The sequence below is a fragment of the Plesiocystis pacifica SIR-1 genome (assembly GCF_000170895.1).
In the GTDB taxonomy this organism is placed as follows: Bacteria; Myxococcota_A; Polyangia; order Nannocystales; family Nannocystaceae; genus Plesiocystis; species Plesiocystis pacifica.
On the sequence record NZ_ABCS01000030.1, the window covers coordinates 43271 to 55793 of the forward strand.

A 12523-nucleotide genomic window follows, 5' to 3' on the forward strand; every position below is an offset into this window, starting at 1 on the left:
CGGAGAGGCTGGTCTTCTGATGGAGAGAGTGCCGGCCATCACCACTTCAATCCTGCTGACCGGCGAAGGGAAGTGTCGCAGCATGTTCGGCCGCAGTGGTGAGGGTCTGGGCCCAACGACGCGCTGCGCCAGGTTTGTCCCTGGCGATGTAGTCAGCGATCTCTTGGAGGTCCCGGATCGCATCCGGAGACCAGCTCAGTGCGCGCTTCGCCACTACTGTTTTGGCTCAGGGTAGCGCGCGTCGATCATCGTCAGTACGTCGGCGTGTGGGACACCCTCGCCAGCATCGAGCCGCGCGAGGCTGCGCTCGACTTTGGCCACGATGCGCTGCCGCTCGGTCTCACCGTCGGTGGGCGGGGGGGGCTTCGTGGCGCGCGCCTCAGGCATCAATCGATCGTAGCCGTGGATCTGCCTGGGGTCCAATGACGGTCGGGCCACCTGACCCCCCAACCAAAGAAAAACGGAAATGCACAGGAATCGAACCTGCCCAGGACGCTCACGCGCCCCACACCGGTTTTGAAGACCGGGGGCCGCACCAGCTGGCCGTGCACTTCCACGAAGGCCCGATGACTTGCTGCCGCCGGGCCGAGCGAGGGGGAGGGCTCAGCCGCCGGCCATCGACGGGAAGCAGCTCATCGAGCACTCGTCGAGGTCGTTGACGTCGTCCTCGTCGATGTCGGCGCCGGTCCAGACCGAGTCGGCCTTGATGCGGAACACGTGCTTGGAGGTCATGCCGTCGCTGTCGAACAGGCCGTCGGGGAGGGTGACGTAGCGGTAGGTGCCGGAGGAGTCGGTCTCCTCGATGGTGATCTGGTGGGCGCCGCCACCGTCGCCGCCTTCGTCGCCGGCCTCGTCGCTGCCGCCGCTGTCGTTGTTGGTCGGGTTGCCGACGGGCGGGGGGGTCTCGCCGGGGGCGAACTCCTGCCAGACCATGGTCGAGTCGGTGAACTCGTAGGCGTAGCAGCGGCACTCCCACTCCGCGGAGTTCTTGTTGATGGTGCAGGTCGCCTCGTTGACGCTCGTGCTCGAGCCGGAGGCGAAGCAGTTGGCGGCGGCGACGACACCGTCGCCGGGGCTGAAGCGGAGCAGGAAGGTGTTCTTCCGGACCTGGTCGATCTGCGTGAAGGTCAGACCGTCGAGGGCGTAGGACTCGAGGGCCCAGACCCCCTCCTCCTCAAAGAGCTTGGTCTCTTCTTCCTTGCAGCTCGTGCCCAGGACCAGGGTCAGGGCGGAGAAGACGAGGGTGGACAAGGCAACGCGCGCGCTCGGCATCTTCATGGTCAGAAATCCCTTCGAGAGCCCCATCACGAATCAGCCCGCGGGATGGGGGTGGGAGTTGAGGGGTCATATACCACACGGCCGCCCTGGGAGTGCATTTGGCTCCGGTCTGGCCCCTTGGCCTTCGCGAATGCGTCGAACCCACGCCATGCCGCCTGGGCAGGCTGGGCGCCTCCAAGTGGGTGGGTCACGAAAAGCCGGCTTCCACGCACGTTGACAGCCCCCAATGGCGGATCTAGCTTCCTGCGCGCGGTGTCCGCAAAGCGCGATTACTACGAGGTTCTCGGTGTCTCCCGTGATGCGGGTGCGCCCGAGATCAAGAAGGCCTACCGAAAGAAGGCCATGCAATATCACCCGGATCGCAATCCGGATGATGCCGAGGCCGAGGAGCGGTTCAAGGAGTGCGCCGAGGCCTTCGAGGTCTTGAGCGACCAGCAAAAGCGCCAGCTCTACGACCAGTTCGGTCACGAGGGCCCGCGCGGCGCCGGCTTCCAGGGCTTCTCGGGCTCCGAGGAGATCTTCTCCCACTTCGGCGATCTGTTCGGCGACCTGTTCGGCAACCTCGGCTTCGGCGGCGGCCCGCGGCGACGCGGCGGCCCCCAGCGCGGGGCGGACCTCAAGATGCTGCTCGAGATCCCCTTCATGGAGGCGGTCGAGGGCAGCGAGCGCGAGATCAGCGTGGCCAAGCGCGTCGAGTGTGACACCTGCGACGGCTCCGGGGCCGCTCCGGGCACTTCGCCCGTGGCCTGCACCGAGTGTGGCGGTCGCGGCCAGGTCATCCACAGCCAGGGCTTCTTCCGGGTCCAGACCACCTGCCCCCGCTGCCGCGGCGCAGGCAAGATGATCGAGACCCCCTGTGGCGACTGCTCCGGCTCCGGCACCGTGCAAAAAGAGAGCACCCTGACCGTGCGCATCCCCGCCGGCATCGACGAGGGCCAGACCCTGCGCGTGCCCGGTGGCGGCCAGCCCGGGGCCCAGGGCGGCCCGCCCGGAAACCTCTACGTCGTCATCCGCGTCGAGCCCGACGAGCGCTTCGAGCGGGAGGAGTACGACATCTTCAGCGACGTCGAGATCTCGATGTTCCAGGCGACCCTGGGCACCAAGGTCACCATCGACACCCTCGAGGGCGAGGAAGAGCTCGAGATCGAGGCCGGCACCCAGCCCGAGACCATCATCACCCGCCGCGGCAAGGGCATCCCCGTGCTGACCGGCCGGGGCAAGGGCGACCACCACGTGCGCGTGCGCGTGACCGTGCCCAAGAAGCTCAGCGGCGAGCAGGAAGACAAGCTGCGCGCCCTCGCACAAGAGCTGGGCCTCGACGTGGCGGCCCGCAAAAAGGGCCTGCTGGGCTCGATCTTCGGCTGACAGTCACGACCAAAGCTCTGGCGGAGGTGCGGACCCAGTCGGTCTCATCTCCGCCAAGCTAATTTCAGGTTTCCGAACCGAACTCTATCAGTCGCACAGCGCCGCGACCAAGCCCTTGGCGAAGTGCCAAAAGTTCGTCACCGACTCCGTCACCACCGACTCGTTGGGCGTGTGCGCGTCGAAGATGTCCGGCCCAAAGGAGATCATCTCCAGCCCGGGGATCCGATCCCCGAGCACCCCGCACTCGAGCCCGGCGTGGATGGCCTCGAGCTTGACGGGCCGACCGAAGAGATCCTCGTAGACCCCCTGCGCCCGCTGGACGAGCTCGGCGTCGACGTTGGCCTCCCAGCCGGGGAAGGCGTGGCAGAAGCTGACCGCCGCGCTGGAGGCCTCGAGGCTCCGCTCGCAGCGCTCTTGGAAGGCCTCGATGGCGCCGTGCTTGGACGAGCGAGCCATGCACACCAGGGTCATGGTGTCGCCCTCGGTGGTGATCGAGCCGATGTTGTTGCTGCTCTCGACGAGGCCCGGGATGACCGAGGACCAGGCGAGCACGCCGTTGCTCTGCTGGGCGAGGGACTCGAGGATCGCGCGGCTGGTCACGGCGGCGACCGGGCCGGGCACGGCGTCGAGCTCGGCGGCGGGCAGCTCCTCGACGGTCACGGACAGCTCCGGGTCGATCTCGGCGAAGCGATCGCGCAAGCGCCGGCCCGCGGCCTCGATCGCGCCGGCGAAGCGCTGGGCGTGGGCGCGGGCGCACCACAGCCAGGTCTCGGCCTCGCGGGGGATGGCGTTGGGTCGGCCGCCGCCGTTGCAGGTCGACAGGCGCACGCCCTCGAGCTCGACCTCGGGGGCCGTGAGCAGCTGGATGAGCAGCTCGATGGCGTTGCCGCGGCCCTCGTGGATGTCCACGCCGCTGTGACCCCCGCGCAGGTGGCTGACCCGCACGCGCAGGGCGATGTCGTCGCTGCACCGCTCCTCGCGGTCGAGCTCCCACTTGGCGTGCAGCTCCCGGCCGCCGGCGCAGGACAGGTAGACGTGGCCCTCGGCCTCGGCGTCGAAGTTGAGCAGGCGGCGGGCCCGGAGGAACTCGGGGGTGAGCGCCATGGCGCCGCTCATGCCTCGCTCCTCGTCGACGGTGAACAGCAGCTCGAGGGGCGGGTGGTCGACCTCGGGGGTGAGGGCGATGGCCAGGCCCGCCGCGCAGCCGATGCCGTTGTCGGCTCCGAGGGTCGTGCCTTCGGCGCGAAGGATGTCCCGCTCCCGGCCCCGGAACTCGACCCGGTCGCGAATCAGGCTGATGGGATCCTGCATGAAGTCGTGGACGACCTCGGGGCGCTTTTCGCAGACCATGTCGAGGTGGCCCTGAATCGCCAGGGGCGTCGAGCTCTGGCCGCGCCCGCGACCCGGCACGCGCAGGATCAGGTTGCCGATCTCGTCCATGTGAGACTCCCAGCCGCGCTCGCATGCCAGCTCGACGAGGTGAGTGCGGACGCCGGCCTCGTGGAGGGAGGGCCGAGGGATGCGGCGGATGGCGTCGAACTGTCGCCACAGCTCGATGGGTTCGAGACCTTCGAGGGCAGGATCGAGCTTGAGGGTCGAGGCCATGAACCTGGATATTAGCCATACTGGAATGTCCCGAAAAGCCACACTCGTCGAATCTCGACGATTGGACCCCTCTAAACTGGTAAGGAGTGCGTGCGTCGCGTCTTATGACTCGATCGCAGTTCCAGTATAATTTCAATTGTGGCTGGATCGGCGCGCCATGGACGATCTACGGGACGCGGCCCTCGAGCGGGGGCGGGTCCAGCGCCGCCGCGCAGCAAACGCTAGTGGCGCAGGCCCGCCGTGCGAGTACGCCGCGCTCAGAGGTCGTCGTCTTCCAGGGCGCGATCGCGGGCGTCCCGGAGCTGCTCGAGGAGCTCGCGGATGGCCGTGTGGATCGCCGGCGGGGCGCCGGGCAGCAGGAGGTCGGAGCGCTCGAGCAGGCGCAGGGCGCTGCCCCATCCGTCGACGAAGGCCGCGACGCGCGGGGCGTCGAGGTCCTGGGTGCGCTCGAGCAGGAGCTCGCGGACGAGGGCGTCGAGCACGGTCTGATCCGAGTCGGTCACGGAGGCGCCATTGTAGGAGTGCCGCGGGTCATTTACCCAAAAGCTTGCGTTTTGACCGAGCCATCCCCGGAGCTACCCTGCAGGCGTGACCGACTCGCCCAAGCCTGACTCGGAAGGTCAGCTCGCAGGGGCCATCGAGGGCATCCTCCGTTCGTACCGCGAGCACGGGAACATCAACCACCTCGACGGCACCAACTTGCCCTCGCGGGCGGAGATCGGGCAGCTCCTCGATGACCTGCTCTCGCTGGTCTTCCCCGGCTACCTCGGAGCCGAAGAGGTCGACGAGCTCAGCTCGCGCTACTTCGTGGGCGAGCGCTGCTCGGTGCTGCTCCGCGATCTCGAGCGGGTGATCGCGCGGGTGCTGCAGACGCCGAGCGGGAGCGAGTGCGCTTCGGCGACGCGCCTCGGGGCCGAGGAGGCGGCGGCGCGGGGTCGAGAGCACGCCTTCGAGATGCTCGGCCACATCCCCGAGCTGCGCCGGCTCCTGGCCCTCGACGTGCGCGCGGCCCTCGACGGCGACCCGGCGGCGTGCAGCTCCTCCGAGGTCATCTCCTCCTACCCCGGCGTGACCGCGATCGCCGTCCACCGCATCGCCCACCACCTCGAGTGCCGCGAGGTCCCCCTGATCCCGCGGATGATGAGCGAGCTGGTCCACGGGCGCACGGGCATCGACATCCACCCCGGGGCGCGCATCGGCTCGAGCTTCTTCATCGACCACGGGACCGGGGTCGTGATCGGCGAGACCACGGCGATCGGCGATCACGTCAAGCTCTACCAGGGCGTGACCCTGGGCGCGCTGTCCGTCGACGCGGCCGAGCGCGACCGCGGACGCCAGCGCCACCCGACCCTCGAAGATCACGTCACGGTCTACGCGGGCGCGACCATCCTCGGCGGCGACACGGTCATCGGTCGGGGCTCGGTGATCGGCGGCAACGTGTGGCTGACCCACGGCGTCCCGCCGATGACGACCGTGATGCTCGACAAGCCCTCGCTGCGCTTCGTGACGGGGGGCTAGCAGCCCGAGCTGGGGCAGGGAGGGCGTGGCTGCTCAGGCTCGCGTACTCGGTGGTTCATCTCATCGATTTCGGAGGCGCAGCAGTACGCGGCCGGTGTTTCCGAACGTGCCGCGCTGCGTCAGCGTCACGATGGCGCGCGTCTCCGGGACGAAGTCCTGCGCGACTGGGACATCGTAGAGCTCACCTCCGGGTTCCTCTTCGGACCACAGGTCTGAGCCGTCGGCGTCGAGCTTGTGGAGGGTGGGGGCGCCCTCCTGAGGATCTCCATACGCGAGCAGGGTGACGACCGGGTGACCGACCGCGTCAACGTTGAGTCCGAGCGGGGTACCGTCGGACACGAACGAGTAGGGGCGCGACCACTGCACGTTCCCCTGGGGGTCCACCGCCATGAGCTCACGAACGCTGTTGGAGGTCGTCGCCTGGACGAGGACGCCATCTGGGGTTCCGGCGACATCAGCAGCGATGTTGAAGGGGTTCATCGACCAACGCGGCGTGCCGTCCAGCTCGAGCGCCTGGACCCATCCGGTGTGCGGGATGATCTCGTCGGGATCGGGCTCGACGAGGCCGGCGACGACAGGCTGCCCCGAGCCGTCGATTGCGAGACGTAAGAACGTTCCCTCTCGGTCGTGCGTGAAGCGCGTCTCGAGGACGCTCCCGTCGGCGTCGAGCACACCGAGCCAGCCGTAGTGCAGGTCGTCGATGGTTCGGCGACCCGTCGCCAGGATGACGCCGTCGACCTCGAGGAAGTCGGTGACGAGGATGGAGGGGTCATCGAGCGCGCCCGTCGTCAGGACCTCTCCGTCAGGCGAGTACTGAACGAGCGTTTGCTCGGTGCCGAACAAGGAGCTGCGGACGAGGACCATCAGAAAACCATCGGCGCTCCAAGCCATCGCCTCTGGCTTCGAGGTGGGGTCCAGCGCGAGCTCTTGGGTCCACTGGGCCTGTCCGTCGAACGAGTAGCGCGCGATCAGCCCGCGCTCATCGAACCACGCCGCCGCGTAGATGGAGTCATCCGTAACGACGAGATCGGCGGGAACCATGCTCTCGGCGTCGGTCTCGAGCTCGGCCTCCCAGACCAGGGCGCCGGTGACCTGGCAGTCGAGGTTGCATCCATCGAGATCGATTTGGTTCCCGTCATCGCAAGCCTCTCCCGAGACGGTGTCGACCTGTCCGTCTCCACAGACCCCATCGCCATTGCCGTCCCCGTCACCATCACGGTCGCCGACATCATCACCGCTGTCGCTGTCGCTGTCGCTGACGCTGACGCCGTCACCACCCGTCTCGGCGTCCCAAAGAGCTCGGCGAGAAGACCAAGCGAGGTGTCGTGAGGACTTCTCCGATGTCCTGCTAGTCCAGCTCGCGGGCGGCCGCGACGTAGTAGCTGGGCTCGCGCCCGCTCTCGAGGGTGCCCGCGTGGCAGGCCTGCTCCAGGCGCTCGCGCAGGACCTTGATCTGCGGCCCCGGGGTCAGGCCGAGCTCGCGGATCAGCGCGTGGCCGAGGCCCGAGGGCAGGGGCTGCGGTCGGTTGTCGAGGGCGTCGAGGGCCCGAATTCGCTTGGCCAGCGCCGAGATGCTCCGAAGGCAGCGCTTGCGCTTGCCCGGGCGCTTGCTGGTGATGTCGGCGCGGGACAGGTTGAGCAGGTCGTCGAGGTGCTCGCCGGCCTCCTTGCGAAAGCGTCGGACCGCGCTGTCGGTCCACCCGGGCTCGTACTGGCCCGGGCGCAGGTGCAGGCGGATCAGCTCGCTGACGCGGACGTGGACCGGCTCGGGGAAGGCGATGCGTCGGGCCGGGCCGCGCTCGAACATTCGCTGGCCGAGCTCGGCGTGGCCGTGGAAGGTGACCCCTCCTCCGGGCAAGAAGCGGCGCGTCGGGACCTTGCCGATGTCGTGGAGCGCCGCGGCCCAGCGCACCGTCGGCGTCGGCACGGACTGCCAGACTACGGTCTTGGTGTGCTCCCAGACGTCCTTGTGCCGTCGCCCCGCCTCTTGGGAGAAGTCGACGGTGGCCTCGAGCTCCGGGAGGTAAGCGGCCAGGGCCCCGGTCTCGTGGAGCGCCTGCATCGCGACGTGAGGGTGACGGGTGCACAGCGCCTGGGTCAGCAGCGCGTAGGCCTGCACCGGGTCGCGCTCGGGCTCGGCTCGTCCCTGGGCTCGCGCGGCTGCGGCATGCTCGAGATCACAGGACTGACCGGTCCGCCCGGCCTCGCAGGCGAGGGTCAGCCACCGCGGCTCCTCGCAACCGCTGCGGATCACTGCCCGCTTCGTCGGGTGCAGGCCTGTCTGGTCACGAGGGTGCATGCGAGGTCGTGGCGATAGCATGCATCAAAGCCCGTCGAACACCAGTGGCTGCGCGAGGCCCGAGCTGGGCCCGCGACACTGGACGGGCGCGCACCTTGGGGGAGCCCGATGGCCCGCTGGGCTGCGGTCATCGCGGGCGGCGATTAAACACCCCCTGAAGTCGCCGCCCGTGATAGTGTCGATCGGAGCGATGTCGCGGTCCCCGCAGCTCGGCTATAACCACAACATCCCCCACCGAGGACGTCTGTATCACGTTCAGACGGAGGACTCGGGAGTCGATAAGGCGCACATCTTCACGCACGCCTTCTACGACGGGACGATCATCGCCAGCAACAAGGTCTCGTACGACCCCGAGGCGGGGGTCGAAGACCTCGATCAGCACATCATCGGGCTCATGCAAGAGTCCCACAAGGCGATGATTCGGTCGCTGCGTCGGGGCGAGTTCGACGAGAAGATCGTCAAGTACATCGGCGAGCACCCCGAGGCTCCCAAGGACGGCGGCGCGCCCAAGCAGGCGGCGCCGGCGGCCAAGGAGCAGCAGGATCGACGCCCCGAGCGGCGGCCCGTCCCGGAGCCCCGCGAGGTCGAGCGCCAGGGCCCGCCGATGACTCCGGGACACCCCGGCCCCACGGTCGACCCCACGCTCACGCACCCGGCCTTCAGCTCCCGCGAGGCCCAGGCCCAGGTGGCCGCGAGCGCGGGCGGGCAAGGGCCCAAGCGACCCAGCCGCGGACCCAGCCGCGTCCGTCGCCGCGCCATCGGTGGCATCGGCGGTCGGGGCGTGAAGGCGGACCAGGCTCAAAAGAGCAAGATCGGCGAGCGCCGCGACGTGGTCGTCGGCAAGTTCGCGTCCGAGCACCAGGCCCAGCTCGACGACGAGATCCTCGCGCTGCTCCGTGAAGAGTAGGCCGAGTAGGCCGAGTTCTCACCGCCGCCAGCGGGCGTAGTGGGTGATGAACATGGCCTGCGCCGGGCTCTGCACGTAGTTGGGGTTGACCCGGCGCACGGCGGTCAGGGCCGCGTCGGGCTCTTCGCCCAGATCGACGAGCACGCAGGCCGCGATCGTGCCCGTGCGCCCGAGCCCGCCCCGGCAGTGCAGCAGCACCGGCTGCGACTCGAGCTTGGGCGCGAGCACGCGGACCAGGCCCTCGCAGGCCCGCGGGGTCGGGATGCTCATGTCGTCGATGGGGAAGTGGATGATCTCGAACTGGGCCGCGAGCTCCGGGGCCTCGTCGAGGGCGAGCGGTCGCTCGGTCAAGGTCACGATCCGCGCGATGCCCTGCTCGCGCAGGAAGCTCAGGTCGGCGCTCAAGCTCGACAGCAAGCCCGGCGCGGCCGAGCCCGCGAGTTGGCCTGGAAGGATCCAGCGAAAGCCCGCGAGTCCCATGTGCATGTTCAATCCTCCTCGCGCGCCCATCACCCGCCCCAGCACAGGTACTGGCGCGTCCGAGGGTGGCGCGCGTGGTTGAAGAAGGGCTCGGCGCGGTCGGCCTCGACGAGCTCGCCGTCGACGAGCAGGGCGACGCGGTCGGCGAGCAGCCGGGCTAGGGCGAGGTTGTGGGTCACGACCACCATGGTCTGACCGGCGCGCTTGAGCGCGAGCAGCTGGCCCCGGACCCACGCGGCCAGGGCCGGGGGCAGGGCGAACAGCGGCTCGTCGAAGAGCAGCAGCTCGCGGCCCGAGCGGGCGACGAGGGCGAAGCTCAGGGCCCGGCGGAGGCTGTCGGGAGCCTCCGCCATGGGCAGGTCGCCGATCGCCTCGGGGGGTGGGGACCCAGGCAGATCGTCGAGGGGGAGGTCGAGGCTCGCCGCGCTCTCGCCGACCTCGTCGAGGAGCGCGGCGACGGAGCGAGCGCTGCGCAGGCCGTGCTGGCGCATGCGCGCGCAGCTGGCCACGCGGGCCATGCCGAGGCCCCGCCACGAGGGCAGGTCGTCGCCCTCGGTGACGGCCTCGGCGTCGACGAGGGCCTCGAGCACCGTCAACAGCGTGCTCTTGCCGCTCGCGCCCGGACCCACGAGGCAGGTCACCTCGTTGCGCGGGAACTCGAGGTCGACGCCCGACACGACCTCGCGCGCGCCGTAGTTGACGCTGACCCCGAGCAAGAGCGCCGCGGCGCCTTCGATCTTCGCGTTGGCTTCCATGGTCGGGCTCCTCTATCCGGGCGCGCTGCGTTTGCCAAGGGCCCCCACGTCCACGACTCAGATGTTCTCGGAGGCGGAGATCGAGCGGACCTTCATGAGGCCCAGGCCGAGGTTCATGTCCGTGCGGCACACGACGACAGTCACCACCGAGGGCATGGACTTGAGGCGCGCGAAGATGTGCACCAGGTTCGTCGACATCACGATGATCTCCTTGAAGTAGCGCTCGTTGGTCTCGACGCCGCGGATGCGCTTGAAGGTGTTCTCGATGGTCGTGACGTTGTCGCCCTCGAACAGGTCCTTGGTCGCGGCGGACACGAGGTCGAGGACCTCCTGGGGGTGGCTGTCGACGGTCTTGACCCCGAGCAGCATGCCCGTCGACATGTCGACGATGCCGGCGGCGACGGCTTTGGGGACTTCGTTCATGGTCTTGGTCAGGATGGTTTGGACGCTCATGGTTGGTCTCGTTTCTGGTGTTCTCGGAGGGTTGAGAGGGGATCAGCACCGCCTCGACGTCAGCCGTTGGAGCGCAGTGCGGATCCGGGGGTCTTCGGGCAACAGCAGCGCGCAGGCCTCGAGCACGCTGCGCGCCGTGGGGTAGTCGCGGTCGGCGTAGGCCTGCATGGCCGCGATGAACAGGTGGGCCACGGCCTCCTCCTCGGCGCGGCGCCTGTCGCCGGTCGGCCGCTTGTCGGCGGCGCGGCTGAGGCTCTCGCGCACCCGGGCTTCAATCTCGGCGTGCCACTTGCGGGCCAGGCTCGGCGCGGCTGGGTCGTTGGGCTCGACGAGCAGCGGACCCTTCCAGCTCTTGAGCACGCGCCCTCGGAAGTCGACGATCGTGACCAGCTGCGCCGGGTCCCCGACGATCTCGGTCTGCACGGTCATCAAGCCGCGACCCGTGCGGATCAGCGAGGTCAAGCCAGGCCGGGAGCTGTCTTGGGTGATCGACGAGCTTGCGTGGTCCATGAATCTCCTGGATGCCTCCGTGGCCTTCACTAGTTGAGGAGAGGTGCGACGCGCAGCCGTCCGATGGCCGCGCGGACTCGTTCGCGCTCTTGGGCGTTGAGGGCGTCGAGGCGAGACAGCCGGCGCAAGTCGACGCCGCTGCTCTCGACCAGGCGATGGATCAGCTCGACGGGCTCCTCGGCCTGACTCAGCAACTCGACGAGCCCCGTGCGCAGGTCTCGGTCGCGCTCCCACGCCCGGTCGAGGGCCTCGCGCAGGTGCAGGCGAATGCGCGTGCCGTGGAGCAGGACCATGCCGCGCTGGATGTCGCCCGCGAACACCATGGTGATGACCAGGCGCGAGGGCAGCCGACCGTCGTTGCCTTCGGCGGCGTGCTCGTCGAGCTCGTTGGACTCGTACAGCGGCCACGCGCTGATGTAGTAGTCCTCCGCGGTCAGCATCAGGTTGCGCCGGCGCAAGGAGGCGCCCAGGCCTTCGAGGCAGACCGTCGCGGCGCGGTCGAGGGCCGCGAAGCCGAGGGCGACCTCGGGCTTGTCGTCCCGGGTCCAGCACCACGCGATCAGCCCGTCGGGGGCCGCCGACAAGACCACCGCGCTGAGCTCGGGGATCGGCCCGGTCAGCTCGCTCAAGGCGCGATCGAGCACCCGCTTCACCCGAGGCCCTCCCCGATGTTGCGCACGCTCGCGGCGAGCTCGTCTTCGAGCATGCGCAGGCGCAGGCGCTCGAGGTTGGCGGCGGACACGAGGTCGCTCGGCGCGACCGAGTCCCGGCGCACGATTAGCGCGCGAGCCGACTCGAGGTCTCCGCCGAGGTAAGCCTCGACCGCCGCCCAGGCGAGCAGCTGCGCGACGATCTTGTGTTCGCGGGCCAGCTCCGCGTCGTCGTCGACAAAGGTCTCGGAGCGCTCGCCTCGTCTCCCGTCCGCACGAAACTCGAGCAGCTCGCTGCGTACGCTGGCGAGCCGCTGCGAGCGGCCAGGGATGGCCTCCCAGCTCGACAGGTCGACGAGCCCGCGCCAGTCCTGCTCGATGTTGGGGTTCGCTTTGGTCCACGCCTCGGGGACGACCCGGGCTGCAGGCAAGCGGGCCAGCAGGGTCAGCGCCGTGTCGCCGCGAGCGCCGGGGATCTCGGCGAAGACCGGGCGGCCGTCCGCGACCCCGACGAAGCCGACCTCGAGGGCGCCGATCCACGCGCGCAGTCCAATGTCGACGGCGAGGTCGTCGAGGATGACCAGATAATCGATCAGCGTCGGCCAGCGAAAGCTGCCGGACATGTCGGTGTGCAGTGCCATGGAAGCGGCGCTCCTCTCGAGGGTGACGAGACAGACACGGCGAAACCGGCGCGCGAGCATGG

16 protein-coding genes, 1 tRNA gene and 1 pseudogene are annotated in these 12523 nt (G+C 69.1%); 3 read left to right on the forward strand and 15 right to left on the reverse strand.

What is annotated here, in order from left to right:
- Positions 1 to 46: 46 nt before the first annotated feature.
- The 4 genes from PPSIR1_RS51255 to PPSIR1_RS17095 form a co-directional block, all read right to left on the reverse strand.
- Positions 47 to 214, reverse strand: coding sequence for a type II toxin-antitoxin system RelE/ParE family toxin (locus tag PPSIR1_RS51255; protein ID WP_086001422.1), 168 nt, complete (start codon positions 212 to 214; stop codon positions 47 to 49).
- A complete protein-coding gene (locus tag PPSIR1_RS47950) occupies positions 214 to 387 on the reverse strand; it encodes a hypothetical protein (protein ID WP_006972355.1) in 174 nt (57 codons plus the stop codon). The genes PPSIR1_RS51255 and PPSIR1_RS47950 overlap by 1 nt, the downstream gene beginning before the upstream one ends.
- 74 nt (positions 388 to 461) lie before the next feature.
- Positions 462 to 555, reverse strand: a tRNA-Sec gene (locus PPSIR1_RS17090).
- A gap of 48 nt (positions 556 to 603) precedes the next feature.
- A complete protein-coding gene (locus PPSIR1_RS17095; protein WP_157595646.1) occupies positions 604 to 1251 on the reverse strand; it encodes a hypothetical protein in 648 nt (215 codons plus the stop codon).
- A gap of 279 nt (positions 1252 to 1530) precedes the next feature.
- On the opposite strand from PPSIR1_RS17095, the gene dnaJ reads away from it, so the two are divergent.
- Positions 1531 to 2643: a molecular chaperone DnaJ gene (gene dnaJ, locus PPSIR1_RS17100; RefSeq protein ID WP_006972357.1), complete on the forward strand. Its 1113-nt coding sequence runs from the start codon at positions 1531 to 1533 to the stop codon at positions 2641 to 2643.
- Positions 2644 to 2730: 87 nt separating this feature from the next.
- Here the strand turns inward: dnaJ and pepD are convergent, their stop codons facing one another.
- Complete coding sequence (gene pepD, locus PPSIR1_RS17105) at positions 2731 to 4248, reverse strand: beta-Ala-His dipeptidase (RefSeq protein ID WP_006972358.1); 1518 nt, start codon at positions 4246 to 4248, stop codon at positions 2731 to 2733.
- Positions 4249 to 4505: 257 nt separating this feature from the next.
- On the reverse strand, positions 4506 to 4751 hold the full coding sequence (locus tag PPSIR1_RS17110; protein ID WP_006972359.1) for a hypothetical protein: 246 nt from the start codon (positions 4749 to 4751) through the stop codon (positions 4506 to 4508).
- A gap of 85 nt (positions 4752 to 4836) precedes the next feature.
- Between PPSIR1_RS17110 and PPSIR1_RS50190 the strand changes: the two genes are divergently transcribed.
- Positions 4837 to 5766 (forward strand): serine O-acetyltransferase, encoded by a 930-nt coding sequence (locus PPSIR1_RS50190; protein WP_006972360.1) that lies wholly within the window; start codon positions 4837 to 4839, stop codon positions 5764 to 5766.
- Between the two features lie 60 nt (positions 5767 to 5826).
- On the opposite strand, the gene PPSIR1_RS17120 is transcribed toward PPSIR1_RS50190, so the two are convergent.
- The 3 genes and pseudogenes from PPSIR1_RS17120 to PPSIR1_RS17130 form a co-directional block, all read right to left on the reverse strand.
- Positions 5827 to 6807: a PQQ-binding-like beta-propeller repeat protein gene (locus PPSIR1_RS17120; protein ID WP_006972361.1), complete on the reverse strand. Its 981-nt coding sequence runs from the start codon at positions 6805 to 6807 to the stop codon at positions 5827 to 5829.
- A gap of 60 nt (positions 6808 to 6867) precedes the next feature.
- Positions 6868 to 6939: pseudogene (locus PPSIR1_RS51260) on the reverse strand (hypothetical protein); the annotation flags it as partial.
- 175 nt (positions 6940 to 7114) lie between these two features.
- Positions 7115 to 8020: an HD domain-containing protein gene (locus PPSIR1_RS17130; RefSeq protein WP_006972363.1), complete on the reverse strand. Its 906-nt coding sequence runs from the start codon at positions 8018 to 8020 to the stop codon at positions 7115 to 7117.
- Between the two features lie 235 nt (positions 8021 to 8255).
- Between PPSIR1_RS17130 and PPSIR1_RS43005 the strand changes: the two genes are divergently transcribed.
- The gene (locus PPSIR1_RS43005; RefSeq protein WP_006972364.1) at positions 8256 to 8972 is read left to right on the forward strand and encodes a hypothetical protein; all 717 of its coding nucleotides are present in this window, start codon (positions 8256 to 8258) and stop codon (positions 8970 to 8972) included.
- 18 nt (positions 8973 to 8990) lie between these two features.
- On the opposite strand, the gene PPSIR1_RS17140 is transcribed toward PPSIR1_RS43005, so the two are convergent.
- The 6 genes from PPSIR1_RS17140 to PPSIR1_RS17165 are packed head-to-tail and all read right to left on the reverse strand — an operon-like array spanning position 8991 to position 12461.
- Entirely contained in the window at positions 8991 to 9458 is a 468-nt protein-coding gene (locus PPSIR1_RS17140) for a protein-tyrosine phosphatase family protein (protein ID WP_053335381.1), read from the reverse strand.
- Between the two features lie 23 nt (positions 9459 to 9481).
- Positions 9482 to 10207 (reverse strand): ATP-binding cassette domain-containing protein, encoded by a 726-nt coding sequence (locus PPSIR1_RS17145; protein WP_006972366.1) that lies wholly within the window; start codon positions 10205 to 10207, stop codon positions 9482 to 9484.
- A 57-nt stretch (positions 10208 to 10264) separates the two neighbouring features.
- Positions 10265 to 10660 (reverse strand): hypothetical protein, encoded by a 396-nt coding sequence (locus PPSIR1_RS17150; RefSeq protein WP_006972367.1) that lies wholly within the window; start codon positions 10658 to 10660, stop codon positions 10265 to 10267.
- A 42-nt stretch (positions 10661 to 10702) separates the two neighbouring features.
- Entirely contained in the window at positions 10703 to 11170 is a 468-nt protein-coding gene (locus tag PPSIR1_RS17155) for a hypothetical protein (RefSeq protein WP_232296495.1), read from the reverse strand.
- Between the two features lie 29 nt (positions 11171 to 11199).
- Positions 11200 to 11814 carry a hypothetical protein gene (locus tag PPSIR1_RS17160; protein WP_232296496.1) on the reverse strand — a complete coding sequence of 205 codons (615 nt, stop codon included), beginning with the start codon at positions 11812 to 11814 and terminating at the stop codon, positions 11200 to 11202.
- 5 nt (positions 11815 to 11819) lie between these two features.
- On the reverse strand, positions 11820 to 12461 hold the full coding sequence (locus PPSIR1_RS17165) for a hypothetical protein (protein ID WP_006972370.1): 642 nt from the start codon (positions 12459 to 12461) through the stop codon (positions 11820 to 11822).
- Between the last annotated feature and the right edge of the window lie 62 nt (positions 12462 to 12523).

Bases quoted from the DNA above. Each gene is read 5' to 3' on its own strand.
- PPSIR1_RS47950 (WP_006972355.1), bottom strand. From the start codon at position 387: ATGCCTGAGGCGCGCGCCACGAAGCCCCCCCCGCCCACCGACGGTGAG.
- pepD (WP_006972358.1), bottom strand. From the start codon at position 4,248: ATGGCCTCGACCCTCAAGCTCGATCCTGCCCTCGAAGGTCTCGAACCC.
- PPSIR1_RS17120 (WP_006972361.1), bottom strand. From the start codon at position 6,807: ATGGTTCCCGCCGATCTCGTCGTTACGGATGACTCCATCTACGCGGCG.
- PPSIR1_RS43005 (WP_006972364.1), top strand. From the start codon at position 8,256: ATGTCGCGGTCCCCGCAGCTCGGCTATAACCACAACATCCCCCACCGA.
- PPSIR1_RS17140 (WP_053335381.1), bottom strand. From the start codon at position 9,458: ATGCACATGGGACTCGCGGGCTTTCGCTGGATCCTTCCAGGCCAACTC.
- PPSIR1_RS17145 (WP_006972366.1), bottom strand. From the start codon at position 10,207: ATGGAAGCCAACGCGAAGATCGAAGGCGCCGCGGCGCTCTTGCTCGGG.
- PPSIR1_RS17150 (WP_006972367.1), bottom strand. From the start codon at position 10,660: ATGAGCGTCCAAACCATCCTGACCAAGACCATGAACGAAGTCCCCAAA.
- PPSIR1_RS17155 (WP_232296495.1), bottom strand. From the start codon at position 11,170: ATGGACCACGCAAGCTCGTCGATCACCCAAGACAGCTCCCGGCCTGGC.
- PPSIR1_RS17165 (WP_006972370.1), bottom strand. From the start codon at position 12,461: ATGGCACTGCACACCGACATGTCCGGCAGCTTTCGCTGGCCGACGCTG.